General features: G+C 61.2%; 23 protein-coding genes. 10 read left to right on the forward strand and 13 right to left on the reverse strand.

All coding sequences use genetic code 11. The annotated features are described in order from the left end of the window. Positions 1–41 precede the first annotated feature (41 nt). Positions 42–1304 carry a DUF945 family protein gene (locus AACQ43_RS03915; protein WP_168966045.1) on the reverse strand — a complete coding sequence of 421 codons (1263 nt, stop codon included), beginning with the start codon at positions 1302–1304 and terminating at the stop codon, positions 42–44. 95 nt (positions 1305–1399) lie between these two features. Next, a complete protein-coding gene (cls, locus tag AACQ43_RS03920) occupies positions 1400–2881 on the reverse strand; it encodes a cardiolipin synthase (RefSeq protein ID WP_029301503.1) in 1482 nt (493 codons plus the stop codon). Positions 2882–2978: 97 nt separating this feature from the next. Here cls and AACQ43_RS03925 point away from each other — a divergent pair, with 97 nt between their 5' ends. Beyond that, positions 2979–3521: a DUF1439 domain-containing protein gene (locus tag AACQ43_RS03925; protein ID WP_026080151.1), complete on the forward strand. Its 543-nt coding sequence runs from the start codon at positions 2979–2981 to the stop codon at positions 3519–3521. A gap of 4 nt (positions 3522–3525) precedes the next feature. Here AACQ43_RS03925 and AACQ43_RS03930 read toward each other — a convergent pair whose 3' ends face one another. Beyond that, on the reverse strand, positions 3526–4005 hold the full coding sequence (locus tag AACQ43_RS03930; protein ID WP_017408522.1) for a GNAT family N-acetyltransferase: 480 nt from the start codon (positions 4003–4005) through the stop codon (positions 3526–3528). Positions 4006–4433: 428 nt separating this feature from the next. Between AACQ43_RS03930 and AACQ43_RS03935 the strand changes: the two genes are divergently transcribed. The 3 genes from AACQ43_RS03935 to AACQ43_RS03945 all read left to right on the forward strand — a co-directional run bounded on the left by AACQ43_RS03935 (position 4434) and on the right by AACQ43_RS03945 (position 8111). Continuing rightward, the gene (locus AACQ43_RS03935; protein ID WP_168966047.1) at positions 4434–5597 is read left to right on the forward strand and encodes a M23 family metallopeptidase; all 1164 of its coding nucleotides are present in this window, start codon (positions 4434–4436) and stop codon (positions 5595–5597) included. A gap of 194 nt (positions 5598–5791) precedes the next feature. After that, positions 5792–7189, forward strand: a complete 1398-nt coding sequence (locus tag AACQ43_RS03940) for an alpha-amylase family protein (RefSeq protein WP_168966049.1) — start codon at positions 5792–5794, stop codon at positions 7187–7189. Positions 7190–7361: 172 nt separating this feature from the next. Beyond that, on the forward strand, positions 7362–8111 hold the full coding sequence (locus tag AACQ43_RS03945; RefSeq protein WP_167297678.1) for a lytic transglycosylase domain-containing protein: 750 nt from the start codon (positions 7362–7364) through the stop codon (positions 8109–8111). Positions 8112–8235: 124 nt separating this feature from the next. Here the strand turns inward: AACQ43_RS03945 and aqpZ are convergent, their stop codons facing one another. The 3 genes from aqpZ to AACQ43_RS03960 form a co-directional block, all read right to left on the reverse strand. Beyond that, the gene (gene aqpZ, locus AACQ43_RS03950; protein ID WP_011705214.1) at positions 8236–8922 is read right to left on the reverse strand and encodes an aquaporin Z; all 687 of its coding nucleotides are present in this window, start codon (positions 8920–8922) and stop codon (positions 8236–8238) included. A gap of 325 nt (positions 8923–9247) precedes the next feature. Then, positions 9248–9769, reverse strand: a complete 522-nt coding sequence (gene ruvC, locus AACQ43_RS03955; RefSeq protein ID WP_005298649.1) for a crossover junction endodeoxyribonuclease RuvC — start codon at positions 9767–9769, stop codon at positions 9248–9250. A 272-nt stretch (positions 9770–10041) separates the two neighbouring features. Continuing rightward, on the reverse strand, positions 10042–10950 hold the full coding sequence (locus AACQ43_RS03960; RefSeq protein ID WP_168966051.1) for a Gfo/Idh/MocA family protein: 909 nt from the start codon (positions 10948–10950) through the stop codon (positions 10042–10044). Positions 10951–11137: 187 nt separating this feature from the next. On the opposite strand from AACQ43_RS03960, the gene AACQ43_RS03965 reads away from it, so the two are divergent. Both AACQ43_RS03965 and AACQ43_RS03970 read left to right on the forward strand, forming a co-directional pair. Then, complete coding sequence (locus tag AACQ43_RS03965) at positions 11138–11671, forward strand: DinB family protein (protein ID WP_168966053.1); 534 nt, start codon at positions 11138–11140, stop codon at positions 11669–11671. Then, complete coding sequence (locus AACQ43_RS03970) at positions 11668–12102, forward strand: hypothetical protein (protein WP_168966055.1); 435 nt, start codon at positions 11668–11670, stop codon at positions 12100–12102. Before AACQ43_RS03965 ends, AACQ43_RS03970 begins: the two co-directional genes overlap by 4 nt. A 75-nt stretch (positions 12103–12177) precedes the next feature. Here AACQ43_RS03970 and AACQ43_RS03975 read toward each other — a convergent pair whose 3' ends face one another. Beyond that, the gene (locus AACQ43_RS03975; protein ID WP_042066349.1) at positions 12178–12393 is read right to left on the reverse strand and encodes a hypothetical protein; all 216 of its coding nucleotides are present in this window, start codon (positions 12391–12393) and stop codon (positions 12178–12180) included. Positions 12394–12848: 455 nt separating this feature from the next. Between AACQ43_RS03975 and AACQ43_RS03980 the strand changes: the two genes are divergently transcribed. Together AACQ43_RS03980 and AACQ43_RS03985 are read left to right on the forward strand one after the other, a co-directional pair. Continuing rightward, on the forward strand, positions 12849–13706 hold the full coding sequence (locus AACQ43_RS03980) for a hypothetical protein (protein ID WP_168966057.1): 858 nt from the start codon (positions 12849–12851) through the stop codon (positions 13704–13706). A gap of 43 nt (positions 13707–13749) precedes the next feature. Next, positions 13750–14565: a hypothetical protein gene (locus AACQ43_RS03985; RefSeq protein WP_168966059.1), complete on the forward strand. Its 816-nt coding sequence runs from the start codon at positions 13750–13752 to the stop codon at positions 14563–14565. Between the two features lie 172 nt (positions 14566–14737). Here AACQ43_RS03985 and AACQ43_RS03990 read toward each other — a convergent pair whose 3' ends face one another. From AACQ43_RS03990 to AACQ43_RS04005, 4 genes are all read right to left on the reverse strand, one after another. Continuing rightward, positions 14738–17155: a YgiQ family radical SAM protein gene (locus AACQ43_RS03990; RefSeq protein ID WP_168966061.1), complete on the reverse strand. Its 2418-nt coding sequence runs from the start codon at positions 17153–17155 to the stop codon at positions 14738–14740. A 137-nt stretch (positions 17156–17292) separates the two neighbouring features. Beyond that, entirely contained in the window at positions 17293–17661 is a 369-nt protein-coding gene (locus AACQ43_RS03995; protein ID WP_011705202.1) for a hypothetical protein, read from the reverse strand. A gap of 93 nt (positions 17662–17754) precedes the next feature. After that, positions 17755–20874 carry an efflux RND transporter permease subunit gene (locus AACQ43_RS04000; protein WP_168966063.1) on the reverse strand — a complete coding sequence of 1040 codons (3120 nt, stop codon included), beginning with the start codon at positions 20872–20874 and terminating at the stop codon, positions 17755–17757. Beyond that, positions 20874–21923 (reverse strand): efflux RND transporter periplasmic adaptor subunit, encoded by a 1050-nt coding sequence (locus AACQ43_RS04005; RefSeq protein WP_168966065.1) that lies wholly within the window; start codon positions 21921–21923, stop codon positions 20874–20876. The genes AACQ43_RS04000 and AACQ43_RS04005 overlap by 1 nt, the downstream gene beginning before the upstream one ends. A 208-nt stretch (positions 21924–22131) precedes the next feature. Between AACQ43_RS04005 and AACQ43_RS04010 the strand changes: the two genes are divergently transcribed. Continuing rightward, positions 22132–23685: a sensor domain-containing diguanylate cyclase gene (locus tag AACQ43_RS04010; RefSeq protein WP_168966069.1), complete on the forward strand. Its 1554-nt coding sequence runs from the start codon at positions 22132–22134 to the stop codon at positions 23683–23685. Positions 23686–23718: 33 nt separating this feature from the next. Beyond that, positions 23719–24585, forward strand: coding sequence for a patatin-like phospholipase family protein (locus AACQ43_RS04015; protein WP_076361168.1), 867 nt, complete (start codon positions 23719–23721; stop codon positions 24583–24585). An 87-nt stretch (positions 24586–24672) separates the two neighbouring features. Here the strand turns inward: AACQ43_RS04015 and AACQ43_RS04020 are convergent, their stop codons facing one another. Beyond that, complete coding sequence (locus AACQ43_RS04020) at positions 24673–26034, reverse strand: sodium-dependent transporter (protein WP_168966071.1); 1362 nt, start codon at positions 26032–26034, stop codon at positions 24673–24675. A gap of 205 nt (positions 26035–26239) precedes the next feature. Next, entirely contained in the window at positions 26240–26506 is a 267-nt protein-coding gene (locus AACQ43_RS04025) for a helix-turn-helix domain-containing protein (protein ID WP_005298604.1), read from the reverse strand. Positions 26507–26599 lie beyond the last annotated feature (93 nt).

Below are 26599 nucleotides of genomic sequence, written 5' to 3' on the forward strand. Positions count from 1 at the left end.
CCGCGGGAGCCTTTGTTTTATGTGCACGAAAGCAACGTCAATCAGAGCGGCAGACCATTGACGGTCATGGCACCCTTGTCGAGCTTGAGCTCGGCCGTCAGCTGCTCCTTGTCCGCCTTGAGGTAACCCATGGCGGCGAATTGATCCAGCATGGGCGCCAGCTGCGGCACCGCCTTGCCCAGCTTGCCGCTCAGGTTGGCGTGCAGCAGGCCGGAGAGGGCGTGCATCCCCTCTTCGCTGTTGAACAGCTGCTCGAGCGAGGTGGCCGCCAGCTTGATGTCGCCCTTCATGGCCACCGGCTCGCCATTGAGGTGGGAGCTCAAGTCCACCAGCTCCAGCGTGGCGCCACGCTTGAGCATCTTGTCCAGCGCCTGCTGGATCGCCTCCTCTTCCACGCCCTGGCCGCTGGAGGCCTGCAGCGCCTGATACCCTTCCAGATCCAGCCCCTTCAGATTGAGGGCCAGCTTGCTCTGGGTCAGCGCCAGGTTGTCGGTCTCGTTCTCCAGATTGAGGGTGTCCACCTTCATCTGGTAGCTGCTGGAGAGGGTCTGGGCATCATCCCCCGCCAGCTGGGTTTCGGTGGTCAGCCCCTTCAGGGAGACCTTTACGCTGTCAGGCAGCTGTACCGACAGCGCGGAGAGAGTCATGTCGCTGCGGGGAGAGAGCCAGATCCCACTGATCTCGGCCATGTCGGCACTGCCCTTGAGCTCGGCTAGCACCATGTCCATCTTGTTCTGCTCTTCATGCACCGTCATGCCCTGCCAGTGGAAGGTGACGTGACCATTGCCTTCCAGATCGCCGTGATAGTCGCCCTTCATCGGCAGGAAGTTGAACTCGTCGAGCCCCTGCTTGATCTTGAACTCGTTGGCCCAGAAGCGGCTGCTGTTGCTGGCGGTCCACAGGCTGCTGACCGACTCGATGCCGAACTGCCACTGCTCCATCTTGAAGGCGTTGAACACCGGCGCCAGCGAACCCTGCTTGGTGTCGAGCAGCATGTGGCTCTTGATGTAGAGCGGCAGGATGCGGCTGTTGACGATGAACTGCGCCTCGACCGGCTCGCTCCCCTCCAGCTGACCATCCAGGCTGGCCAGGGTCTGCGGGGTGACCACCACCTTCAGCACGCCATCGCGGGCGAACAGGTTGCTCGAGCTCGGCTGCCAGCTCAGTTCGACGCCGCTCTCCTGCTTCACCTTGGCGATCTGCTCGGCCATGATGCGATCGAACGTGTTGCCCGTGTACCAGCAGGCACCCAGCCCACCCACCACCAAGGCCGCCGTGACGGCCAGCGCTACTCGCTTCTTCATCTTCTTCTGTTTCTCCAGGGAGTGATTGCCGCACTCTACGGGGCCAGCTTGGGGCTAGGCAAGCGCAATTCGGCGCCTGCCGCAATTAAGTGATGTCACAACAAGGGGCTGAACAGGTAGAACATGTTCTCCATCACCTTCTTGTACCAGGGGCGTGCCCGCCACTTGGCCAGCGACATGGGGGTCGCCTCTATCATGTAGCCCTGCACTAGCTGGGTCATTTCGGCGACGAACACCGGGTTGTCGATGAGCAGGGTCACCTCGAAGTTGAGCCAGAGGCTGCGCCGGTCCAGGTTGACCGTGCCCACCAGGGCGAAGTCGTCATCCACCAGCACGCTCTTGGTGTGCAGTAGGCCGGCGTCATAGCGATAGACCTCCACCCCCGCCTCCAGCAGCTCTTCCATGAAGGCGTTGCAGGCGTAATTGGCCATCAGGGAGTCGTTGCGCGCCGGCAGCACCAGCTGCACCTGCACGCCGCGGGCCGCCGCCGAGGAGAGCGCCGCCGCCAGCGGATCATCCGGCACGAAGTAGGGGGTGGTCAGCACCAGATGGTGGCGAGCCTGGTAGATGGCCAGCAGCAGGCTCTGCTGGATGCAGTCGCCGCCGACGAAGGGGCCGGACGGAATGAGCTGGGCCCGGTAGTTGCTCTGGGGCCAGGCCTCTGGTTCGTGCTGCAGGCTGTCGAGCAGCCGCTCGCCGGTCTCCATCTCCCAGTCCCAGACGAAGATGGACCACATCAGCGGCACCATGGGCCCCTGCACCCGGATCATGATGTCGACCCACTGGCCGACCCCGGCGTTCTGCTTGAAGAAGCGGGGATCCACCATGTTCATGGAGCCGGTGTAACCAACCCGGTCGTCGATCACCACCAGCTTGCGGTGCATGCGCAGGTCCTGGCGCTGGAACGGGATGCGCCAGGCCCCGACCGGCAGTACCTCCACCAGCTTGACCCCGGCCTTGCGCAGCTTTTTCGGCCAGGGCGAGCGGAAGAAGGTCTTGCTGCCCATGGAATCGAGCAGCAAGCGACAATCCACGCCGCGCGCCGCCACTTCCATCAGCGCTTCGCACACCTCGTCGGTGTCACCGCCCGGGTGCCAGATGTAGAACTCCAGGTAGCAGGACTGTGAGGATTGGCGAATGTCGCGCACTATCTCGCGCAGGATGGCTTCCGGCTTGCTCAGCAGCGTCATCCGGTTGCCGGAGAGCATGGGCATGGCCAGTCTGCCCTGGATCAGATCGTGCAGCGGCTGAGCCTTCTCCCCCACTTCGCAGCAGTGCTGGGGGAAGAGCCGGGCCAGCTGGCGGATCCAGATGGCGTAAGGGCGGTACATGGCCTGCGCCCGCTCGGCGCGGCGCCGGCCGAGGCGGATCTCGCCGAACAGCACGTAAAAACCGACCCCAGCAAACGGGATGGCATAGATGAGGGCCAGCCAGGCCAGCGAGACCCCGATGGGGCGCCGCTTCATCACCACCCGAAATGAGACCCCCGCCACGATCACAGTGTGAAACAGCAGCAGCAACCAGCCGAGGAACTGGGAAAACAGCAGTTGGATGTCGTGCTCCAGACCGTTGATCACGAGAACTCCTTTTACAGACGAGTGAAATGCGGTGGGCAGATCCCGCGAAGCCGGGATGGTATGCTGTAAAACACACCCATTCTATCAGGTCGTTAGCATGATCCTGCAATCTATGCTGCTCAGTCTGGCCATGCTAGGTCAAGGCTCATATGACATCAATGAGCAACAGATAAACCAGTACCTGCAATCCCAGGTGCAAGTGAACAAACAGCTGGAGCTACCCGGCATCATCAAGGCTCATGTGCAGCTCGAGCAGAGCGATGTCCAGATCGGGCGCCAGAGCCCGGACACCGCCCGGGTCTATGGCAAGGGCAAGCTCAAGATCGCCCTGCCGGATCAGACCGAGTACGACGCGCGGCTGAACATGACCTATGAGGCGAGACCGCGTTACGACAAGGCGCAGAGCGCGCTGTTCCTCGACAACATGAAGTTGATTGAATACAAGCTGGAGCCGGAGGCGGCGCAGCAGAAGTTCGGCTTCATGCTCGGCATGCTGCTGCAGAGCATGGAGAAGCGGCTGGAGACCCAGCCGGTCTATCGGCTCAACGACAAGGATCCGAACCAGGCCTGGCTGAAGGAGAATCTGTTGGGGCTGGAGCTGTCACCGGGCAAGATCCATCTGTTGACCAAGCCCCAGTGAGTCGTCAATTGTAGACCGGGGCCTTGGCCTGGCGCACCAGCAGCTCGATCTGGTAACCCTGTTCGCGCTGCTGGTCATACAGCGAGAAGAGCGGCCCCTCCAGTTCATGCAGGGGCAGATCGGCAAAGCCGGCCTTGAGGTAGAACGGCTTTTCAAACGGCAAGGCCTGACACACCACCGGTTTGTCCTGCAGATCGCTGCAGGCGTGCTGCAACAGGCGCGAGCCCAGTCCCAGCGACTGGTAGTGGGGCAGCAGACGAAAACCGCACAGGTGGTAGTAATCCTGTTCGTCGCGCAGACGCACGGCCCCCACCAGCCAGTGGGCGTCGCGTACCACGAAGATCCGCTCGGCCAGATCCGGCACATAGTGGGAGAAAGTGGTTTCGTAGTAATCCCTGATCAGGGAAAGGTCTGCATCACAGTACTCTTCGAACGTGAGTTCCATCGCCCGCTTGCCTATCACACCCGTTCCATCCATGGCCATTCGGCCCGGTCCTCTTACATTGAAGTTGGTCGCAGAGATCCGACCAGATTGACGATATCACGGCTTTTAATAACAAAAAAGCCAATAACCACACCGGGTTGCATAATTTTTAACATGCCGTCAGCCGGTCTGGCCAGTGGCGATCCTATCACGGCAAGCCAGTGGCAGACACTGTTTGCGCCTCTTCCCCGCCCTTTACGGCAGCCCGCCATTTCATGGCCCGCAACTCACTGATTTGGCTCTACAAACCCTTTTCGTAAACATTTGTTAACAAACAAATACCGCTATCCCTCCGCACAAAAAGTCCCATTTGAATAGCAACTTTGGCATTTGCCCCTATGGTGAAGCCTTGGCATAGCCTCGCGCTGTTGTTGCCCGCGTGGGTCCATCCCCACACCGACACCTCACCACTTTGCCAAGGAGTTATCATGTCCAGACCGATCCCCTCCCTGCTGATGTTGGCCCTGCTTCCCGCCGCCGGCTGGGCCGGCGACATCCACGCCCCGCTTGCCCCTTATCACTTCACGGCGCAGCAGCTTGCCGCCAGTCAGACCCCGGCCCTCCCCCTAGATGAGGCCCACTTCGTGTTCGGCGAGGCGGCCATGGCCTTCGATCTGCACGACTTTTTGCTGCAACAGGCGCCCCACCTGTTGCCCAAGGAGGAGGTGATCCTGCACTGGAGCGGCATCACCAGCCTCAACCCCCAGTTGCTGCTGGCCCTGATGGAGGCGAGCAGCCAGCTCATCTCGGCCCCCTCCGAGCAGGCCATGGCGGCGCCGTTCGCCAGGCTGGTCAAGGCCAGGGGCTTTGACAACCAGCTGGAGCTGATGGCGCGCCAGCTCTCCGAGCGCTTCTATCAGGCCCGCGCCCAGCAACAGCTTATGCAGCGCAGCGCCCCCGCCCTGGCACCGCAGGCTGCGCATCAGGCCGCCATTGCCAGTCTGCTGAGCACGTCGGTGCAGCGCCAACTCGGTGAGCAGTGGCGGACCCTGTTCGGCCAGGACGCCATGACCTCCCCCAGAGGCGGCGCGGCCGCCCCCGCCGCACCGCTGGCGGGCGGCCAGTTCCAGCTGCCCTGGCGCCAGGGCTACAGCTGGAAGGCCAATGGCGCCCACTCCCATACCGGCTCCGGCTACCCCTACTCCTCCATCGATGTCTCCTACGACTGGCCGGGCTGGGGCGGCGCCACCTACACAGTCACCGCCGCCAACAGCGGCACCGTCACCGTCTTCTCCCGCTGCCAGGTGCGCGTCACCGCCCCCAACGGCTGGGCCACCAACTACTACCACATGAGCGGGATCTCGGTGCGCAGCGGCGACTACGTGGCCGCCGACACCCCCATCGGCACCTATGCCAGCAACCGCAACGAGGCGCTGTGCGAGGGCGGCTCCTCCACCGGCCCGCACCTGCACTTCTCCCTGCTCTACAACGGGGCGTTCCAGTCCCTGCAGGGGCAGCGGCTGAGCAGCTATGCCGTCAACGTCGGCGCCAGCAACTACGACGACAACTGCAACCGCTTCTGGCTCTACAACCAGCGCAATGGCCAGCGCTACTGCGCCTGGCAGCCGCTCTACAACAACGGGATTGACTGAGCCGAAAAAAGTCCGGTGAAGTGATTGAAAAGTCAGTAATGACGCGGCCTGCGCGGTTTTTTGCAAGCCGTCACAGATCCGCACAGTCCGCTTTGAAAGTGCTCACAAAATCGCCGCACGGCGATTGCTGGCAAGACAGGCCGGTGTGAGGCTCTGGGTGCCCATCTGGGCACCCAAAACAAGGACTGACAATAATGAAACACACAGCGGGAATCTGGGCGATCGCAGGCATGCTGATCGCTCCTTTGGCACATGCCGACGTCATACTGCACGCCTTCAACTGGAAATACAGTGAAGTCACCGCCAAGGCCGATCTCATCAAGGCCGCCGGCTACAAACAGGTGCTCATCTCGCCGCCCCTCAAGTCGTCGGGCAACGAGTGGTGGGCACGTTACCAACCCCAGGACCTGCGCCTCATCGACACCCCCCTTGGCAACAAGCAGGATCTCGAGCAGCTGATCGCCGCCATGCAGGCACGGGGCATCGCCGTCTATGCGGACGTGGTGCTCAACCACATGGCCAACGAGAGCTGGAAACGCAGCGATCTCAACTACCCCGGCAACGAGCTGCTGCAAAGCTATGCCGCCAACCCCGGCTACTTCGAGCGGCAGAAGCTGTTTGGCGATCTGGGCCAGAACTTGCTCGCCGGTCAGGACTTCCACCCGGAAGGGTGCATCAGCGACTGGAACGATCCGGGCAACGTACAGTACTGGCGGTTGTGCGGCGGCGCGGGTGACAAGGGGCTGCCGGATCTTGACCCCAACAACTGGGTGGTGAGCCAGCAGCAGGCCTACCTCAAGGCACTCAAGGGGATGGGGATCAAGGGCTTTCGGGTCGATGCGGTCAAACACATGAGCGATTACCAGATCAACGCCGTGTTCACCCCCGAGATAAAGCAGGGGATGCACGTGTTCGGCGAAGTGATCACCACCGGCGGCGCCGGCAGCAACGATTACGAGCGCTTCCTCAAGCCCTATCTCGACAGCAGCGGTCAGGGCGCCTATGACTTCCCGCTGTTTGCCTCCCTGCGCGGGGCGCTCGGCTATGGCGGCAGCATGAACCAGCTGGCGGATCCGGGGGCCTACGGCCAGGCGCTGCCGGGCAGCCGGGCGGTCACCTTCGCCATCACCCACGACATTCCTACCAACGACGGCTTTCGCTACCAGATCCTGAACCCGACCGACGAGAAGCTGGCCTATGCCTACCTGCTCGGCCGCGACGGTGGCTCGCCGCTGGTCTATTCGGATCACGGCGAGACCCAGGCCAAGGACGGGCTGCGCTGGCAAGATTACTACCTGCGCAGCGACCTCAAGGGGATGATCCGCTTCCACAACGCGGTGCAGGGCCAGCCCATGCAGCTGGTCGGCAGCGGCGACTGCTTCGTGCTGTTCAAGCGCGGCAAGCAGGGGCTGGTCGGCATCAACAAGTGCGACTACGAGCAGGAGTACTGGCTCGATACCGCCAAGTTCGAGATGAACTGGTATCGCAACTACCGGGATGTGCTCGACCAAAGCGCCGTGGTCAACGTGCAGAGCCAGTGGGTGCGGGTCGCCATTCCCGCCCGCAGCGCCCGCCTCTGGCTGCAGGAGTAAACCGGCAGTTGCCGCGCGAGGCCGCCACCGGGCGGCCTCTTTATTTGGTCTGCCGCCGCTATTTTCTCGGCCGAGTGCACGGGTCGGTCAGGGCGGGCTTGTTCTGCCCGCGCCGTGATGCTTTACTCAACAAGGCTAACGAGGCTGAAGGAGCAAGCCGTTGAAAGCATGGATGTTGATGGGATTGATCCCGCTGTTTTCCGCACCCGGCTGGAGCCAGACACCCGCCCCGGCCGAGGTGGTGATCCTCACTGCCGAGCCGCCGGCGCCGCCCCCTGCGGCGCCCCCCGTCACCATGCACACCCCGGGCGTGCTGCCGCCCCCCGAGCCGGCCAGCCCCCCACTGCCGCCCGGCACCCGCCAGATCCAGGTCTACAAGTCGGTGCAGAAAAACGGCGTGGTGCGCTACTCCGACATGATGCCGGAGCAGGGTCACTACGAGCTGCTGCTGTTCAACGACTGCTACGCCTGCGACCCCGACTCCAAGGTCAACTGGCACACCACGGGGCTGTTTCTCTATGACTACGCCAGCACCATCCAGGCGGCGGCCAAGGCCTATCAGGTGGAGCCTGCCCTCATCCGGGCACTGATCCATGCCGAGTCCGCCTTCAACCCGCTGGCTGTGTCCCGCAAGGGGGCCATGGGGCTGACCCAGCTGATGCCGGCCACGGCGCGGGAGCTGGGGGTGGGCAACGCCCTGCTGGCGGAGCAGAACATCTTTGGCGGAGTGAAATACCTGGCGGGGCTGCTCAAGCAGTATGGCGGCAACGTGGCGCTAGCCACCGCGGCCTACAACGCCGGCGCCGGCGCGGTGCAAAAACATGGGGGCATTCCCCCTTATGCTGAAACCCGCGCCTACGTAGAGCGGGTGCAGCTGCTGCGCCAGCGCTACAAAGACATGCTGAGCGCCAAGGGGTTGTAAGCCCTTCCCCTCTTGCCGGCGACCAAACAACCCTGCGGGCCCTTGCGGCCCGTTTTCGTGCCCGCCAGAAACGAAAAAACACGCCCGGGGGCGTGTCGATACCACACTTTGTTGCCCTGACGGATCAGGCTTTGGTCGCGATCGCGCGATAGGCCAATGCACCCAGAATGGCACCGACGATGGGCGCAACCCAGAACAGCCACAGCTGGCCCAGTGCCCAGTCCCCTACGAAGAAGGCCACGCCCGTACTGCGCGCCGGGTTGACCGAGGTGTTGGTCACCGGAATGCTGATGAGGTGAATGAGGGTCAGGCACAGGCCGATGGCGATGGGAGCAAAACCGGCCGGGGCCCGGCTGTCGGTGGCGCCCATGATGACGAACAGGAAGAAACCGGTCATCACCACTTCACACACCAGCGCCGCCAGCATGCTGTAGCCGCCCGGGGAGTGCTCGCCATAGCCGTTGGAGGCAAAGCCCGCCGCCAGATCGAAACCGGCCTGACCGCTGGCAATCACATAGAGCACCGCCGCTGCCGCAATCCCGCCCAACACCTGAGCGACCATGTAGGGCAGCACGCCGGAGGCCGGGAAACGACCGCCGGCCCAGAGACCAATGGTCACGGCCGGGTTCAGGTGACAGCCCGAGATATGGCCGATGGCGTAAGCCATGGTCAGCACGGTCAGACCGAACGCCAGCGCCACGCCAAGCAGGCCGATGCCGACGTTCGGAAAGGCGGCGGCCAGCACGGCGCTGCCGCAGCCCCCCAGCACCAGCCAGAAGGTGCCCATGAATTCAGCTGCAAAAGGTTTCACTTCTCAACTCTCCCAATGATGGATGAAGCGGGAGCCAGCGGCTCACCGGGCCGCACCACGCGGCCGGCGCACATTATGGGAGTCCCGATCGGGCAAGCGAAGGGAAGCGATGAAGGCCGAAAAACGTGACTCGCGTCACAAGTTATTGATTAACTGAGAAGATTGTCGTTAGCGTCCGGGCGGGCTGCGCCTCGTAGCAGGCAGGCAGTGCGACAGCTTGTAACTCTGTTGAGGCTTTTGCCGACAGCCGCCACTGCCAGAGAGGCAACCAATCGGCACAGGGCCGCTTGCCTGAGATTGCCGGAATCAGACCGGCAATGTCGGCTCAGCGGTAACGACCGCGCACCGATCCCGTGCTGCGCCCGGCCATCTTGATCAGGATCTGGCGGGTATGGAAATGGCAGAGCGCCACCCCGAGGGCATCCGCCGCATCCGCCTGAGGGGTGGCCGAGAGCTTGAGCAGGTGAGTCACCATGTGCTGCACCTGCTCCTTGGCGGCGCCGCCGGTGCCCACTACCGCCTGCTTGATTTGGGTGGCCGAGTATTCGCTCACCGGCAGCAGGGCATTGACCGCCGCCACGATGGCGCTGCCGCGAGCCTGACCCAGCTTCAAAGCCGAATCGGCATTGCGCGCCATAAAGACCCGCTCGATGGCAAACTCGTCCGGCTTGAACTGGGTGATGATCTCGCTCACCCCGTCATAGACCTGCTTGAGGCGCGACGGCAGCTCGCCCAAGTCGGTGCGGATGCAACCAGAGCCCAAGTACTCCGCCTTGCCCGCCACGATGCGAATGACCCCGTAACCTGTGATGCGTGAACCCGGGTCTATCCCCAAAATGATGCTCATGGACGGGCCACCCTGGCCATCATGGCGGGGATCCGCTCCCGTTTGGCAAGGGCAGCCAGCCGGCCACCCCGTTTCAATAGCTGGTTCATCACACTCTGTCGCTCTGCTGGCAGTTCATGGCCGCCAAGATAGCAAACAAGCGCCCGCTTGGCTTGTGCGGCAGCGCCCCCGCCAATCAACTGCGCAGGGATGCGCCATCTCATACAGTGGTCCGGCGATTTTTTCGCCCGCAGCCCGCCGATGACTTGGGCAAACCGGCGCGGCGCTCACCCTCACTCCCCCGCCAAGGCCACCAGTTGCTCTGCCAGCCGGTGGCCGTGCAGGTAGCTTTCAATCAGCGCGCCGTCGGCCTGTCCCGTCTCAATCTGCTGATACCAGTGAGCCAGCATGGCGGCAAAGCCCCGTTGGGTAAGCACCGACTGCCAGTCGTCGGGGGCCAGGGTCTGCACGGTTTTATCGCGGGCCAGGGTGCCCCGGGTGCAGTTCTCGATATGCAGGGAGAGGTTGTCGCCATAGGCATCGATGCGCTCCTCGGTGAGACCGGCGCTGCGGTTCATGCTGCCGCTCACCGCCACCTGCCCGCTCTGCCAGGCCACGCTCACCCCGGCCAGCAGCGCCGGCTGGCGGGCACAGCGCCGCAGCACCGCATGCAGATCTCCATCCGGTGCGCCGCCATAGAAGCAGAGGCTGTCGAGCACATGGATAAAGTCGTCGAACAAAAATGCGCGCGGTGCCCCCGCCAGGGCGTGACGGTGCTTTTGCCAGTTGAGCTCGGTAAGCAGCTGGCCGCGGGCCGCGCTCATGGCAGGCAGATAACGGCGGTTGAAGCCGACAAACAGCGGACGGTTCTGCGCCAGCGCCAGGTTGGCAAGCTCCTCTACCCCGGCAAGAGTGTCGCACAGCGGCTTGTCGACAAAGGTGGGGATGCCGGCGCGCAGGCACTGGGCAGCCAGCTCAAGGTGCACAGCAGTGGCGGCGTGGATCATCACCGCATCCGGGCGGCTTGCCAGCAAGTCGCCCAGCTCGGTAAAGCACTCGGCGATCCGGTACTGACGGGCCAGCTTATCCAATACCGCTGGATTGCGGGTACAGAGCAGCGGGGTGACTCGCTCGTCACTGGCAAGCAGCGGCAGATAGGCTTTCTGGGCGATATCACCAAGACCTACGAGGGCAATGCGCATGGGGACTCCTTGTGGCGGCGGGTTATGGGCGCCGTTTTATCCGGCAACGGCTGACAGGGTAGCATCCCCGCCGACCCGGACACAGCCGGTGGCTGGCCCAGCCCCGCCCTCTGCCCGGGGAGTGTCATTTTTGGCTCCATCTGGCTAAGATGCCCGCTTTTGGACACAAGAAGCGCCAAGGAGTGCCATGCCAACCTCAACCCTGCTCTCGCTGTTTCGCTACAAGGCCTGGGCCGATGGCGAACTGCTGGATGCCCTCGCCACCCTGGATACCGCGCAATATGGCGAGGCCCACCACACGGCCCTGCGCATCTTCAACCATATCCATGTGGTCGATGCCATCTTCAAGGCCAATCTGCTGGGGGAACGGCACGGTTTTACCGCCACCAATACCCCGGAGACGCCGACCCTGGCGATGCTGCGTAGCGCCATCAGCAAGCTGGATGCCTTGTATCTGGATTACGTTGCCGGCCTGAGCCAGGCAGATGCCGAGGCCGTGCTCTCGTTCAACTTCGTGGATGGCGACAAGGGGCAGATGAGCCGCGCCGAGATGCTGCTGCACCTGGTGACCCACGGCGGCTATCACAGGGGGGCGGTCGGGCGCATTCTGGTGCAGTGCGGGATCACGCCGCCGCGCGATACCCTGACCACCTTTTTGCATCGCAGCGAACCCGGGCGGCGGGGCTATGCCCCCTCGGCGGATAACGAGGCCCGCCCATGAAACGCGCCGGTCTGCGGCTCACGCCACTGCTGCTGATCGGGCTGCTGAGCGGCTGCGCCGCCGCCATCGATCACTACTCGGGGCGCTTTCGCAACACCCTGGCAGCGGGGGAAACCCGCGCGACCATTCACGCCGAACTGGGCGAGCCCCAGCTCTGCCAGCAGGCCGCCTTTCTGACCGAGGATAAGGTGCAGGGCTGTGATCGCTTTACCGTGCTCGGCAAGATCCACAAACGCGGTGACGGCAATGGCCAGGCCACGGCGAGCGCCGTGACAATGGGGTTGGGGGAGCTGATCCTGATACCGATGACGGTGGCCGGCGTGGCGGCGGATTACACCCAGCGCCACACCCTCACCGTCTATTACGACCGGGATGATCACTATCTGTTTCACACCCTGCTCAATGGCAAGGGGCAGGAAGTGTGGCAATAAGGGGCGATAAAGCGGAACGCTTTGCTGCCCCCTGGCCAGGTGACAGCCTTTTGCCGGGTGACTCGGGAAATCCCGTCAAGATTGCTCTCTGCGATCCAGCCACTTGCCCACTCTGGCCCCCAGCTCGGAGCAGACCAGCGCCGTCACGGCAGCCCAGAGCATCTGACTGCCATCAAAGCCCGCCTGCTTTTCAAAGAAAAAAGGCACCAGCAGATTGAAGCCGATAATTCCGAGCAACAGCCCAAGACCGCTCCCCACCTTCTCCCTGCGGGATCGCGTTTTTATTGCCATCTGATTGCTCCTGTTGGGATGAGATAAGGGGGCACCTATCGCCCCTACCAATCTACCCGGCAAGATAACAAAGCCTCCCCCGATGAAGACAGTCATCTTTTGAGCTTGGACATCCAATCCTTATCACTACCGCTCGATGGCCAACTGCTAGGGGCTGACCTCTGCTGGGTGATGTGAAGGATCCGGAGCCAAGAGAGTTTGATACCGATCAAAAAACGAAACTTTTCTGATTGTTAAGTCAATTTGATACTCACATCCGCAGTTTCGTTTGGCTTACCATAGCCATCCAGAACCTGTTGAACTGCGATGGGTTGCTGCCAGCGCGGGCCAAGAGTGCATATTGGAAGCTGTAATTCCTGAGCTGCTACATATTTTCGCTAATACAGTGTTTCCTAAGCATGAAATTAGAAGCCTAGAAACCAGAGAGAAAATAAATTTCGTGAGGAGAATAATGTATGGATACCGCTTTATGTACTCTGGATAACTCACATTGGAAAGCATCAGAATTCTTTGCACTAAGCGATGCCGAGCTACAAACACGCAGACGCAATCTTGTGTGTTCTACATGTGGTGGTGACGCTTGGTTTAGGCAATCAAGCTATGGAAATAAATCACCTCACTTTTGTGCCCACCATATTGACCAATGTATAGAGGCAACAAATTATGAAGTTGTAGGTGAGGGCGATGGTGGAGATGGGCAACCTGCGGCTGAACCAGATAGTGGAATTATTATCGATTTAGGTTTGGATAAGAATTACTCAATAGATGTAAAACAAAAAGATGTTGACCTTCATATTGCCACGGGCCAGCAAAGAGCCCCAATAAAAATTACGAATGCTGGTGGAATAGATTATCCAGCACACTTAACGTTAAAAAACATACTTTATAAATTAGTTCGCTCTGACAAGCTTTATTTGTCTGATACAAAAGTCATTCTCCCTGACAATAGATTTCCAGAGCTGCCAGATAGAGCCAACAAACTATTTGTTAACTTTAAAGATGTTAGCGAAGATCTCAATCAAAAAAAACGTATCTACTGGGGATTCATTAGTGATGCAGGGTACACTCCAGATGGCAAATTATGGTTGAATGCTGGTCGTCGAACAGATGGACTAAGTGTTGCAATTAACCCTGACATCACAGAACCTTTTAGAGAGTACTTCAAGGTTACAGAGTCATTAGAGCAACTTGAAGGCTGTCATGCATTAATAATTGGTGATTGCTATTATACCGGTAAAGGAAAACCTGTAATTTGGTGTGCAAATTTAGATTTTATCGTATTACGCCGCTACAATTTTGAGTCTGAACTATAAGTAAAATTAGCGGCCGTTAGTCGAACATATGAGATGAGAAAAAATGCCATACTCAGCAACAGTTTTTAATGTATTAATTGCATCACCATCTGATGTGCCGAATGAACGCCAAGCGATAGCAGAAAGTTTGCATGAATGGAATTCACTTCATTCAGAAAGCACTGGAAAGGTACTCTTGCCCGTTATGTGGGAGTCTCACAGCGCTCCTAGCATGGGGGACCGCCCTCAAGGCATTATTAATGAGTTAGTTGTTAAGTCCTGCGATATGTTAATTGGTGCGTTCTGGACTCGCATTGGCTCACCAACAGGTGTCGAGAACAGTGGAACTGTCGAAGAAATAAAATGGTTTCTGAAAAATAAAAAACCTGTAATGCTTTATTACTCTGACGCCCCCGTTCAGCCAAGCAAAATAGATAATAATCAACTAGAAAAGCTTGAAGAATTTAAAACAAGCATTCGCAATCAAGGTATTCAAGAAAGCTATTCCACCGTTGAAGAACTCAAAACAAAACTATCTCGTCATCTAACTATTGTAACACGAGGCATCTCTGTGGGAACTGTGGTTGCTGCCTCTGTAGTTAAAGAAGCAAAGGAATCAACGAAATCTGTATCGACAATTCCATCACCGATTGCAAAAAATACACAAAGCGCTCGAGACTTAGCCATTTATCTTGAGGACTACACAGAAAAATCCTTTGTTGTTCGTGGTGACACTAAGTCAAAAAAAGAAGAGTTAAAATCCCTCGGTGGAAAATGGATCAAAACTCGAGATGGTAGTTCCGCGTGGAATTTTTCAAAAAAGAAAATAGAAGAAGTAGGAAAACTCCTTGAAATAGAACCAATTTTAACAAAGATATAGTATCGACGTTTATGAACCATGAAGATGTGGTGTATTGTACTAAATACACCATATTTATGACATAGATGGTTCTTTCCAGAAAATAAAAACGAAACGTTCCCATACGGAAAAAATAAAAAAGGCGACCATTTGGTCGCCTTTTTATTTCTATCGCTTTGCTAATCAGCAAATATCACCGAGCAGGTCGCTTGGCGCCATTCCCTTTGGCCGCAGGCTTGCCGCCTTGAGTGGCAGGTTTGGCACCCGGCTTGGCAGAGCCGGCGCGGGTCGGGGTCTTGCCCTTGTGGGCCGGTTTGCTCTTACCAGCACTCTGGCCTGCGCCCTGACCTGTACCTTGCGAACTGGGCTTGCCGTTGCCAGCCCCTTTCTGGAGCTGGGATCCCACCGGTTTGCCATTGCCGGCCTTGCCGCCATTTCTGCTGGCCGCTGAGGCATTGGCTGCACCGGCCTCGCTGCGGGCGGCCTTGTTGCCCGCCCCGTTGCTGCGCTGATGGGTGATGGCACTGTGGCGGGTCAACGCGGGCTTGAGGCCCTTGCTGCGGCTGCGTTCGGCCTTGGCTTCGCCACGGCCTTCCGGCGGCACCAGGCAGTCGGGGCCGTTGCCAATCAGGTGGCCCTTGCCCATCTCCAGCAGGGCTTCGCGGATCATCGGCCAGCCGGCTGGATCGTGATAGCGCAGCAGCGCCTTGTGCAGGCGACGGCGACGCTCCCCTTTCACCACGAACACGTCCCCGCCCTGGCGGCTCACCTTGTTGAGCGGGTTTTTCTCGGTGTAATACATGGTGGTGGCGTTGGCGAGCGGCGACGGGTAGAAGTTCTGCACCTGATCGAGCTTGAAGCGGTTGGACTTGATCCAGAGCGCCATGTTCACCATGTCTTCATCCGTGGTGCCCGGGTGGGCCGAGATGAAGTAGGGGATCAGGTACTGCTGCTTGCCCGCCTCTTTGGAGTACTTGTCGAACAGCTCCTTGAAGCTGTAGTAGCTGCCCATGCCCGGCTTCATCATCTTGGAGAGCGGGCCCTCCTCGGTGTGTTCCGGCGCGATCTTGAGGTAGCCGCCGACGTGGTACTTGGCCAGCTCCTTGATGTAGCGTGGATCTTCCACCGCGATGTCGTAGCGCACGCCGGAGGCGATCAGGATCTTCTTGATGCCCTTGAGGTCGCGCGCCTTGCGATAGAGGTTGATGGTCGGGCTGTGGTCGGTGTCCATGTGCGGGCAGATGGTCGGCCAGACGCAGGAGGCGCGCCGACAAGTCTGCTCGGCCTTGGGGCTCTTGCAGCGCAACTTGTACATATTGGCGGTGGGGCCGCCCAGATCCGAGATGACGCCGGTAAAGCCCGGCACCTTGTCGCGGATCTCTTCGATTTCTTTCAAGATCGACTCTTCCGAGCGGCTCTGGATGATGCGCCCTTCGTGCTCGGTGATGGAGCAGAAGGAGCAGCCGCCGAAGCAGCCGCGCATGATGTTGACCGAGGTCTTGATCATGTCGTAGGCCGGGATCTTCTCGTTGCCGTAGGCCGGGTGCGGCACCCGTTGGTACGGCAGGCCAAACACCCCGTCCATCTCGTCGGTTTCGAGCGGGAAGGCGGGCGGGTTGACCCAGATGATGCGATCGCCGTGGGCCTGGGAGAGCGCGCGGGCGCAGCCCGGGTTGGTCTCGTGGTGCAGGATGCGCGACGCATGGGCGTAGAGCACCTTGTCCTCCTTCACCCGCTCGAACGCCGGCAGCTTGACGTAGGTCAGCTCCCAGGGTTTTTGCTTAGGGGGCTGCACCAGGATGGGCTTGGCCTCCTGCTCCACCGGCGCAGTGCCCTCATCATCAGAGCAGGGGGCCCCTTCCATATAGGGGTTGGGGATGGGATCGATGCGGCCAATCTGGTCGAGCTTGCTCGAATCCACCCCGCGCCAGCCCGGCAGCGGCTCCTTGCGGATGACGGCGGTACCGCGAATGTCCTGCATGGTGTCGATGGTCTCGCCGCCTGCGATGCGGTGCGCCACCTCGATCAGCGGCCGCTCGGCGTTGCCATAGATGAGGATGTCGGCCTTGGCGTCGATCAGGATGGAGCGACGGATGGTCTCGGACCAGTAGTCGTAATGGGCGATGCGGCGCAGGGATGCCTCGATGCCGCCGATGACCACCGGCACCTCTTTATAGGCCTCTTTGCAGCGCTGGGTATAGACCAGGGTGGCACGATCCGGCCGCTTACCGCCCACATCCCCCGGGGTGTAGGCGTCGTCGTGGCGCAGCTTCTTGTCGGCGGTGTAGCGGTTGATCATAGAGTCCATGTTGCCCGCCGTCACCCCGTAGAACAGGTTCGGCTTGCCCAGGCGCATAAAGTCATCCTTCGATGACCAGTCCGGCTGGGCGATGATGCCGACCCGAAAGCCCTGGGATTCGAGCATGCGGCCAATGACCGCCATGCCGAAACTCGGGTGATCCACGTAGGCATCACCGGTCACCAGCACGATGTCGCAGCTGTCCCAGCCGAGCTTGTCCATCTCCGCGCGGGACATGGGCAGGAAGGGCGCCGTGCCGTAGCACTCGGCCCAGTAACGGGGATAGGAGAAGAGGTTGGTAACCGGCTGCATTTTGACCACCTGGAACAATTCGGGTCGCGCATTATACCGGCAGAGCAAGGCGGGGGCGACGGCTTTTTGCCCCTACGATAGATGCGGAAAAGGCGAGCCAGCGGGGCTCGCCTCAAAAGTGCAGGTCAATTGTCGGCTCAGGCCAGGACGCGAGCCAGCACAATGCGGTTGTAGTGGCGCTGCAGCAACTGATAGCCGCCCAGCAGGCACCAGACCAAGGCGGGCGCCAGGAACACCGGGTGGGTGGCCAGGCGCAGCATCAGCAGGCCCAGCAGGATCAGCGCAAACGGCCGGCTCTCGTAGAGCCACAGCGGCCAGCCCTGCTTTCGCAGCTGCTGCTTGTCGGGCCGGCGATAGGCGCCGCGTCGAAACCAGGCCAGCGAACCGGCCAGATAGAATGCCAACCCGGCCAGCAACAGCCCCGGCTGATCGGCAATCCCCAACAACAGCAAACCGCTGCCCATATAGGCAAAGGGCAGCGGTTCATAAATGGCTGATGGCAACATAGCTCACCTCAACATTAAACTGGCTATATATTAACCCGCTTACCCGAGGATGCCATCAGCTTGCAGTGCTTTTCACCTATATGGGTGTAGGCATCAGGTCGCCGGTTTGTCCTGCTGCGAGACGGCCTCGCTGGCCGCCAGCGCTTCATCCACTTGTTGATCCCGCGCTCCAGTCATGCCGGCCCGTTTGGCCAGCAGATGGTAAATGGCGGGCACCAGCAGCAGGGTCACCAGAGTCGCAAGCGATAGGCCGAAGAAGACCACGGTGCCCACCGACATCCGGCTTTCATACCCCGCCCCCATGGAGAGCATCAGCGGCACGGCCCCTATGATGGCGGTGAGCGAGGTCATCAGGATCGGGCGCAAGCGGCGCACCGAACCTGCGATGATCGCCTCGTCGAACTCCTCGCCGCGCTGGCGCAGCTGGTTGATGAACTCGACGATGAGGATGCCGTTCTTGGTCACCATGCCGATCAGCATGATCATGCCGATCTGGCTGTAGATGCTCATCTCCTGCCCCGTCAACCAGAGGCCGAGCAGACCGCCGAAGATGCCAAGCGGCACCGTCACCATCACCACCGCCGGGGTCAGCATGCTCTCGAACTGGGCCACCAGCACCAGATAGACCACCAGCAAGGCCAGAGCGAACACCATCACCATCTCGCCCTGGTTGTCGCGATAGTCCTTGGACTCGCCGGCATAATCCACCGTCATGCCGCTTGGCAGGTTGGCGCTGGCCCAGCCGTCCAGGTAATCCAGCGCCTCGCCCAAGGTGTGGCCCGGCGCCAGATCCGCAGTCAGGGTCACCGCCTTCTGGCGCTGGTAGTGGTTGAGGCGCTGCGGGCTCGCCACTTGCTTGACGGTGGCCAGGGTCGAGAGGGTCACCATCTCGCCATTGGCCGCCTTGAGGTAGATGCGGCTCAAGTCGGAGACGCCGTTGAAGTCGCGCTGGTTGGCACGCAAATAGACGTCGTACTCCTCACCCCTGTCCACATAGGTGGTCTGGCTGATGCCGCCGAGCAGGGCCTGCAGGGAGCTCGCAACGGTGGAGACCGGGATGCCAAGCTGATTGGCCCGGTCCCGCTCTATGGTCACCTGCAGTTCCGGGGTTTTCTCGGCATAGTCGAGATCCGGCGTCTCCATCAAACCGCTCTGGGCTGCCGCCTCTTTCAGGGCCAGCCCCTGCTGATAGAGCTCGGCGTAATCGGAGCCCTGCAGCACGAACTGCACCGACGCGGTGGAGCCGCCGCGAAAGCCCGGCTGGAAGGTGCGGATCATCACGTCCGGAATACCGGCCAGCCGCCCGCTCAGGGACTTGGCAAACTCGGTGGCGGTCTCATCCCGCTCGGCCCAGTCGGTGAGCTGGATGATGGCCATGCCGGTCTGATCGCCGCCGCGACCGAAGGCCGGGGTGCTGAAGCTCATGGCCTGCACCACCCCCTTGCCAAGCAGCGGCATGATGGCCGCCTCCACCTGCTGCATGTTGCGCTTCATCCGCTCGATGCTGGTGCCCTCGGCCCCCTTGACGAACACGTAGAGTACGCCCCGATCCTCGGTCGGGGTCAGGCTGGTAGGCAACTGGGCAAACAGAGCGCCGATGCCGCCAAGGCAGAGCACCAGCACCAGCGGGGTCCAGCGTGAATGGTGCAGCATCCAGCCGAGCAGCCGGCGGTAGTGGGTCTCCACCCAGCCGAGGCCACGATCGAGCGCCGCCGTCAGCCGGTTGGGCCGATCCACCGAGCGCATCAGCCAGGAGCCCATGGCCGGGGTCAGGGTGAGCGCGATCAGCGACGAGAAGAGCACCGCCAGCGACAGCAGGATGGCGAACTCGGTAAAGAGCCGGCCCACCATGCCATCCATGAAGGCAATGGGCACGAACACCATCACCAGCACGGCGGTGGTGGCGATCACCGCAAAGCCCACCTCGCGGGTGCCGTGCCAGGCGGCCAGCAGGGGCGGCTCGCCGCGCTGCAGATGGTGGTGAATGTTCTCCACCACCACGATGGCGTCATCCACCACCAGACCGATGGCGAGAATGAGCGCCAGCAAGGTGATGAGGTTGATGGAAAAGCCCAGATACCAGGCACCGATAAAGGCGGAGATGAGGGAGACCGGCACCGTGATGGCCGGAATGAGGGTGGTACGCCCCTGCCCCAGAAACAGGTAGAGCACGGCCACTACCAGCACGGCGCAGATGGCCAGGGTCTCATACACCTCGTCGATGGCCTGCTTGATGAAGATGGTGGAGTCGTAGTCGACCTCCAGGGTCGCCCCCTCCGGCAGGAAGCGCTGCATCTCGGCCATCTTCTTCTCGACCCCCTGCGCCACTGCCAGCGGGTTGGCGGTGGACTGGGCGACGATGCCGATCCCCAGGCTCTCGCGGCCGTTGCGCTGGTAGGCGCTGTCTTCGTTCTTGGCCCCGACCTCCACATCGGCGATGTCGGCCAGATAGATGCTCTGGCCGTTGGTGGCGGTGCGCACCTGCAGCGCCTGGAAATCGGCGGCGGTGTGGTAGAGGCGGGCGATCTGCACCGCCATGGTCATGCTGTTGTTGCGGATCTCGCCGCCCGGCAGCTCGATGTTCTCGCGCTTGAGGGCGTCCTGCACGTCCGCCACCGTGACGCCGCGCGCCGCCATGTCGGCTGGGCGCAGCCGCACGTACATCACCTGGGTCAGATCGCCGGAGAGCGACACCTCGCTCACCCCGTCCACCAGGCTCAAGGGATCCACCAGTACCCGGTTGGCATAGTCAGTCATGGCGGTGCGGTCCATCTGGGTGCTGCTGAAGTTGAGCCAGACCGCCACGTCGCCGTTGCCGTTGTCCTTGGTGACCAGGGGTTCGTCCACCTCGTCCGGCAGCTTGGGACGGGCACGGGAGATGGCGTCGCGCACATCCGAGATCCCCTCCACCATGTTCCAGCCGAGCTTGAACTCCACCGTGATGACAGAGCGCCCCTTGCGGGTCACCGAGTTGATGTTCTTGATGCCGCTGATGCCGGAGAGCTGATCCTCGATGGGCTTGGTGACCTGACTCTCCATGACGGCGGGGGCGGCCCCCTCGTACATGGTGGTGATGGAGACGGACGGGGTCTGCACGTCCGGCATCTCCCGCACCGTCAGCTTGGAAAACGCCACCAGACCGAACACGGTGAGCAGCGCGCTCAGCACCACCGCCACCAGCGGGCGGCGCACGGAAATATCGGAGAGCCACATCAGCCTTTGACCTCCGCCAGATCGTGCACGCTGACGCCGTCACGCAGGTTGACCAGCCCCTCGACCACGATGCGATCGCCCACCTTGAGCCCTTCGGTCACCCACACCTCTTCGCCATGGGTATCCCCCAGCACCACTGGCACCCGCTTGACCTTGCCATTGGGCTCGAGACGATAGACGAAACGCTGCTCGCCGGCATACTCCACCGACTGGGCGGGGATCAGGGTCATCTTCTGTGGCGGCAGGGAGAGCTCGACGTTGAGCAGCATGCCGGGGCGCAGCTGGCCGTCAGGATTGGGGATGATCACCCGCGCCTTGATGTTCTGGGTATCGTTGGAGACGCGGCTGTCCAGCGTCTCCAGCACGCCGCGGAAAGCTTGATCCGGCCAGGCCGAACTGGTCGCCGTCACCGCCATGCCGGGGCGCAGCAGCGAGAGGTAGCGCTCAGGCACCGCCAGATCGAGCCGCAGCTTGGCCAGCTCGTCCAGGTGGAGCAGGGTATCGCCGCTGTTGACCAGGGCCCCTTCGCTCAGATCGATGAGGCTGACCGAGCCGTCGAACGGCGCCAGCAGGGTGCGCAGGGAGAGTTCGTACTTGGCGGCATCGGCGCGGGCCTGAGCCTGGGCAACCGTAGCCTCCTGCCCTTCCAGCTCCGAGGTAGTGATGGCACCGCGCGCCACCAGCCGGCGCATGTCCCGCAGCTTGCGGCTCTCGTCGCGCACGCTGGCGCTCTGCTCGGCCAGCTCCGCCTGCTGCTTGCCAGCGTCGAGGGCAATCAGCACGTCCCCCTGCTTGACCTGCTGGCCGGAGCGCACCGCGATCTTGACGATGCGGCCAGTCACCTCCGGGCTTATCACCACGGAGCGGTTGGCGGCCAGCTTGCTCACCAGCTTGATGGAGGGTTCGGCCAGGCTCTGGCTGACCGTCTGCGCCCGGATGTTGACCTGACGTGGCTGGGGTTTGCCGACAGGGGCGGAGTGGCGGTAATACCAGCCGGCGGAAATCAGCAGAGAGAGGCAGGCAAGCACCAGCCATATACGCATTTTCATCAAGCAATCCATGAAATTAAGAGAAAAGAGGGCACTTCCTCAATGATGGTCACCATGTTACCCCCTGACTATGCCGTGACTATGTATAAATGTGACAAAACGTAACAGAAACGGCGATATTTGATTGAAATAGCAGTAGCAGAAGACGGGCTTCACGATTGTGCCCTAAACTGATGCTCCGAACCTGTCCGGATCCCGCCTAACGCCTATGCCTGAACCCAGATCTCATTTTGTTACCTATCGTCTGCAATGGCTGCTCTGCGCCTTCGTCGCCCTGCTGCTGGCCATCACTCTCAAGCTGACCCTGACCCAGGTCACCGACCATTATCAGAGCGATACCCTCAGCACCGCCTCCCGCTTGAAATCCCAGTTTCAGCAGATGGAAACCTTTCTCGAGGCGATGCGCGGTCAGGCAGAAGAGCGGCTGCGCAGCAACCCGCAATCCGCCCTCACCCAGCAGCTCTACGGCGCCCTGCGGGAGAATGGCGACCAGGGCTTTGCGCTGGATCGGGTGCCCGCCAACCTGCCCAAGGGGCTGAGCGGCAACCTGACCGGACTGGGACCGCTGCCAGCCCCCGGCAGCCCACGCGCCGCCAGGCTGCACCTGGCGCTGAGCCTCTCCCCCCTGCTCTCCACCGCCAGCAAGCTGCTGGGGGACAAGGTTGGCTGGATCTACTTCACCGGGGTCGATGACTTCATCTACCTCTACCCCTGGGTTCCCACCAGCCAGTTTCACTTTCGGCGCAACATCTATCTCAAGTCCTACTGGCAGGATGCCCTGAAGCAGAAGGAGAAGAGCCTGCGCGCCACCGTCTCGCGCCCCTACGAGGACTTTGCCGGCGCGGGCCAGATGATCACCCTGTCACAGCCCATCGTGAAGGATCAGGTGCTGGTGGGGGTCATCAGCATCGATGTGCTGCTCTCCCGGCTGAAGCAGCTGCTGCGCGAATCCACCCCAGGTATCGGCTGCCTGTTTCTGATCAACCAGCATCAGCAGATCCTGGCCAGCAACGCACAGGAGGAGGGGCTGGTCCCAAAGCCGTCAAAGGCTCGGGATGGCTACCACTGGCAGCAGGGGGCCTTTCAGTTCCAGTACGACATTCCTGACACCGAGCTCACCCTGCTTCACCGCATCCCCCTGTCCTCGCTGCTGTGGGCCCTGCTCTGCCAGTCCGCCCCGACCCTGATCGCCCTGTTCTTCATGGCCTGGGCCGTGCTTGCCAATCTCAAGTCCCGCCGCCTGAACCGGCAGCTGGACTACCTCTCTCGCCACGATGCCCTGACCGGTGCCTTCAACCGCCACTACTTCGACGAGTTTGAGCGCCGCCATCAGCAGCGCGGGGGCAGCGTCGGGGTGATCATGTTCGACTGCGATCACTTCAAGCAGGTCAACGACCGCTTTGGCCACGAGGTGGGCGATCAGGTGCTGATCCAGCTGGTGCGCCTGTGCCAGCAGCACCTGCGCCGGGAAGACGCCCTGATCCGCTGGGGCGGCGAGGAGTTTCTACTGCTGGCGGCCAAAGGGGGCGAACCACTCGACCAGCTGGCCGAGCAGCTGCGTCTGCGCATCGCCAGCCACCCCTGGCAGGAGCTGGCGCCGGCCCTGGCGGTGACCGTCAGCCTGGGTTACCACCACAGCACTACCGATACCCAGTTGCAGGAGGCCATTCGGCGGGCCGACGTGGCGCTCTATCAGGCCAAGGCCAACGGTCGCAATCGCAGCGAACGCTGGCAGGATGACGGCGCCGGCAACTGCGGGTAAGCTGGCTTTCTCACTCACTCCTGGAGAGACAAAGTGGCACGAAAACCCCGTGTGGGACTGGCTCTTGGCAGCGGCGCGGCCCGTGGATGGGCACACATCGGCATCATACGGGCGCTGGAGCGGCTCGGCGTCAAACCGGATCTGGTGGCGGGATGCTCCATCGGCAGCTTTGTCGGCGCCGCCTATGCCGCCGGTGAACTGGATAAATTGGAGAGCTGGGTACGCGGCTTCAGCCGCTTGCAGGTGGTCAGCCTGCTCGACCCGGCCCTCTCCGGCGGCCTGTTTCGTGGCGAGAAGGTGTTCGGCATCGCCGCCAACCACCTCGGCGATCCCGCCATCGAAAGTCTGCCGCTCCCCTTTGCCTGCGTCGCCACCGAGCTCGATACCGGCCGCGAGATCTGGCTGCAGCAGGGACCGCTGCGCCAGTGCGTGCGCGCCTCCTGCGGCATGCCGGGCATCCTGACCCCGACCCGGGTCGAGGATCGCTGGCTGGTGGACGGCGCCGTGGTCAATCCGGTGCCCATCTCGCTGGCCCGCGCCATGGGGGCCGAGGTGGTGATCGCCGTCAATCTCAACGCCGACATGCACCAGCCCTGGACCGACGAGCCGGATGAACCGAGTGGCGGCAACCGCTTCAGCCAGTGGTTCAACCGGGGCGACAGCCCCAACACGCCGGGCATGTGGAGCGTGATGACCGGCTCCATCAACATCATGCAGGAGCGCATCACCCGCGCCCGGATGGCCGGCGACCCGCCCGAGATCCAGCTCTGCCCGCGCCTTGGCAGCTTCTCCATCATGGATTTCCACCGCGCCAGCGACGCCATCAACGAGGGCGAAGCCTGCGTCGAGCGCAACCTCGACCAGCTCAAGGATGAACTCGGCCGCCTCGGTGTGCTCTAGTACGGTTCACCAGATTCGTCCTGCCCAACAAAAAGAGCGCCTTATGGCGCTCTTTTGCTGTGGGAACTGTGAGCCCAACCTTGCTGGCTAGAACAGCCCCAACCCTTTGAGCATCACGATCAGGATCAACAGCGGCGACACGTAACGAATGATGAAGAACAGAGGTTTGAGGATCGCCAGCTCCAGTTCACCGCCGTTGGTCAGCGCCTCCTTCATTCGCTCGAAGCCCCACACCCAGCCCACGAACAGGCAGAGGAAGATGCCGCCAAGGGGCATCAATACGTTGGAGGAGACGAAATCGAACAGGTCGAAGAAGGTCTTGCCGGCGATATGAACCTCCGCCAGCGAGCTGTTGGAGAGCGCACAGGTCGACCCCACCGCCCCCAGCACCAACAGGTTGAGCAGGGTCGCCCTGGGGCGGCTCATGCGAAATCGCTCTGACACCACCGAGACCGGCACTTCCAGAATGGAGAGCATGGCGCCGGTGGCGGCGATGGCGGAGAGCACGAAGAACAGCACCATGAACAGGTGACCGAACGGAATGCTGGCGAAGACCGCCGGAATGGTGATGAACAGCAGGGAGGGACCGGCGGTGGGCTCAAAACCGAAGGCGAACACCGCCGGGAAGATGGCGATGCCGGCTAGCATGGAGACGAACAGGTCGGCACACATCACCCGGAAAGTGGTCAGCGGGATATTCTGATCATCCCGAAAGTAGCTGCCATAGGTCATCATGCAACCCATGCCGATGGAGAGCTTGAAGAAGGCCAGCCCCATGGCGGTCAGCACCACCCCGGCCGTTATCTTGGAAAAATCCGGTGAGAACAGAAAATGCAGCCCCTGGCTCGCACCCGGCAGGGTCAGGCTGCGGATGCCGATAACAAGCAACAGGATAAAGAGCACCGGCATCAGCTTCTTGGTCACCGCCTCGATCCCCTTGGAGACCCCCATCAGCAGGATGCTGCCCATCAGGGCCAGCACCAGCCACTGCCAGAGCAGGCTCTGCAGTGGGTCGCTTATCAGCGCTCCGAAGGCCGCCCCGGTCACCTTGGGATCGGTCGACAGGATGGAGCCGTCAACGGCCTTGAAGATGTAGGCAAAGACCCAGGCAGCCACTTCGGAATAGAAGGACATGATAAGGAAGGCAGCCAACACCCCCATGGCCGCAATCAACCACCAGGGCTGCCCCTTGGGGGCCAGCTTGCTGAGGGTGGTGACGGCATCGGACTTGCCTTTGCGCCCCAGCATGATCTCGGAGATCATCACCGGCAGACCGACCAGCAGCGTCGCGATGACATAGACCAGCAGGAAACCGGCGCCGCCGTTTTCGCCCGTCAGGTAGGGAAACTTCCAGATATTTCCCAGCCCGACGGCTGAGCCCAGGGTGGCGGCAAGGACGCCGAATTTGCTGGTAAAGCCATCTCTGGCCTTGGGGGTGATTTGACTCATGCTTGTCTCACTGTGCGCATCATGCGAGGGATACCGCTAATTTTAGCGGTCAGAATTTTCTGAGGATTAATCCGGCTTGCCAAGGTATTTTCGTGAAAAGCCTTGGTGAGAGCACAATTAGCCAAATTTAATTAATTTCGTGGGTTGTTTGATGGATAAAAAAATGCCGCCTCGATGGCGGCATTTTTGTCAAAGCTCAATCAAATCAAGCCTTGGCAATATCGTCCGGGCCGATCTGACCGATTTCGGCGACTTTTTTGTCGGCCAGCAGCCAGAGGGTGAACTTGTGCAGTTCCGGGTGATGAGCCAGTGCCACCAGGAAGGCGCCACCAACTTCACGATAACCCAGTTCGTAGTTCTTCAGGGTGGTCGGGGGAACGCCCAGCAGATCTGCAAACTTGGGACGGCTCAGGCCGACCGCTTCACGGATCTGACGGATCTTCTTGCCAACAGTTACGATATTTGAATTCATGTGTTCCATACTCCGTACGGCGGATTGACTCCACCTTTATTTTTCGCGACGACTCGTAGTCAAGTGTATCAGTTTTGAACGGACTCGTTATGG

This window comes from Aeromonas sp. DNRA1 (genome assembly GCF_963888745.1).
GTDB classification, from domain to species: Bacteria; Pseudomonadota; Gammaproteobacteria; order Enterobacterales; family Aeromonadaceae; genus Aeromonas; species Aeromonas hydrophila.

Bases quoted from the DNA above. Each gene is read 5' to 3' on its own strand.
- AACQ43_RS03915 (WP_168966045.1), bottom strand. From the start codon at position 1,304: ATGAAGAAGCGAGTAGCGCTGGCCGTCACGGCGGCCTTGGTGGTGGGT.
- AACQ43_RS03925 (WP_026080151.1), top strand. From the start codon at position 2,979: ATGATCCTGCAATCTATGCTGCTCAGTCTGGCCATGCTAGGTCAAGGC.
- AACQ43_RS03930 (WP_017408522.1), bottom strand. From the start codon at position 4,005: ATGGCCATGGATGGAACGGGTGTGATAGGCAAGCGGGCGATGGAACTC.
- AACQ43_RS03935 (WP_168966047.1), top strand. From the start codon at position 4,434: ATGTCCAGACCGATCCCCTCCCTGCTGATGTTGGCCCTGCTTCCCGCC.
- AACQ43_RS03940 (WP_168966049.1), top strand. From the start codon at position 5,792: ATGAAACACACAGCGGGAATCTGGGCGATCGCAGGCATGCTGATCGCT.
- AACQ43_RS03945 (WP_167297678.1), top strand. From the start codon at position 7,362: ATGTTGATGGGATTGATCCCGCTGTTTTCCGCACCCGGCTGGAGCCAG.
- ruvC (WP_005298649.1), bottom strand. From the start codon at position 9,769: ATGAGCATCATTTTGGGGATAGACCCGGGTTCACGCATCACAGGTTAC.
- AACQ43_RS03960 (WP_168966051.1), bottom strand. From the start codon at position 10,950: ATGCGCATTGCCCTCGTAGGTCTTGGTGATATCGCCCAGAAAGCCTAT.
- AACQ43_RS03965 (WP_168966053.1), top strand. From the start codon at position 11,138: ATGCCAACCTCAACCCTGCTCTCGCTGTTTCGCTACAAGGCCTGGGCC.
- AACQ43_RS03970 (WP_168966055.1), top strand. From the start codon at position 11,668: ATGAAACGCGCCGGTCTGCGGCTCACGCCACTGCTGCTGATCGGGCTG.
- AACQ43_RS03975 (WP_042066349.1), bottom strand. From the start codon at position 12,393: ATGGCAATAAAAACGCGATCCCGCAGGGAGAAGGTGGGGAGCGGTCTT.
- AACQ43_RS03980 (WP_168966057.1), top strand. From the start codon at position 12,849: ATGGATACCGCTTTATGTACTCTGGATAACTCACATTGGAAAGCATCA.
- AACQ43_RS03985 (WP_168966059.1), top strand. From the start codon at position 13,750: ATGCCATACTCAGCAACAGTTTTTAATGTATTAATTGCATCACCATCT.
- AACQ43_RS03990 (WP_168966061.1), bottom strand. From the start codon at position 17,155: ATGCAGCCGGTTACCAACCTCTTCTCCTATCCCCGTTACTGGGCCGAG.
- AACQ43_RS03995 (WP_011705202.1), bottom strand. From the start codon at position 17,661: ATGTTGCCATCAGCCATTTATGAACCGCTGCCCTTTGCCTATATGGGC.
- AACQ43_RS04000 (WP_168966063.1), bottom strand. From the start codon at position 20,874: ATGTGGCTCTCCGATATTTCCGTGCGCCGCCCGCTGGTGGCGGTGGTG.
- AACQ43_RS04005 (WP_168966065.1), bottom strand. From the start codon at position 21,923: ATGAAAATGCGTATATGGCTGGTGCTTGCCTGCCTCTCTCTGCTGATT.
- AACQ43_RS04010 (WP_168966069.1), top strand. From the start codon at position 22,132: ATGCCTGAACCCAGATCTCATTTTGTTACCTATCGTCTGCAATGGCTG.
- AACQ43_RS04020 (WP_168966071.1), bottom strand. From the start codon at position 26,034: ATGAGTCAAATCACCCCCAAGGCCAGAGATGGCTTTACCAGCAAATTC.
- AACQ43_RS04025 (WP_005298604.1), bottom strand. From the start codon at position 26,506: ATGAATTCAAATATCGTAACTGTTGGCAAGAAGATCCGTCAGATCCGT.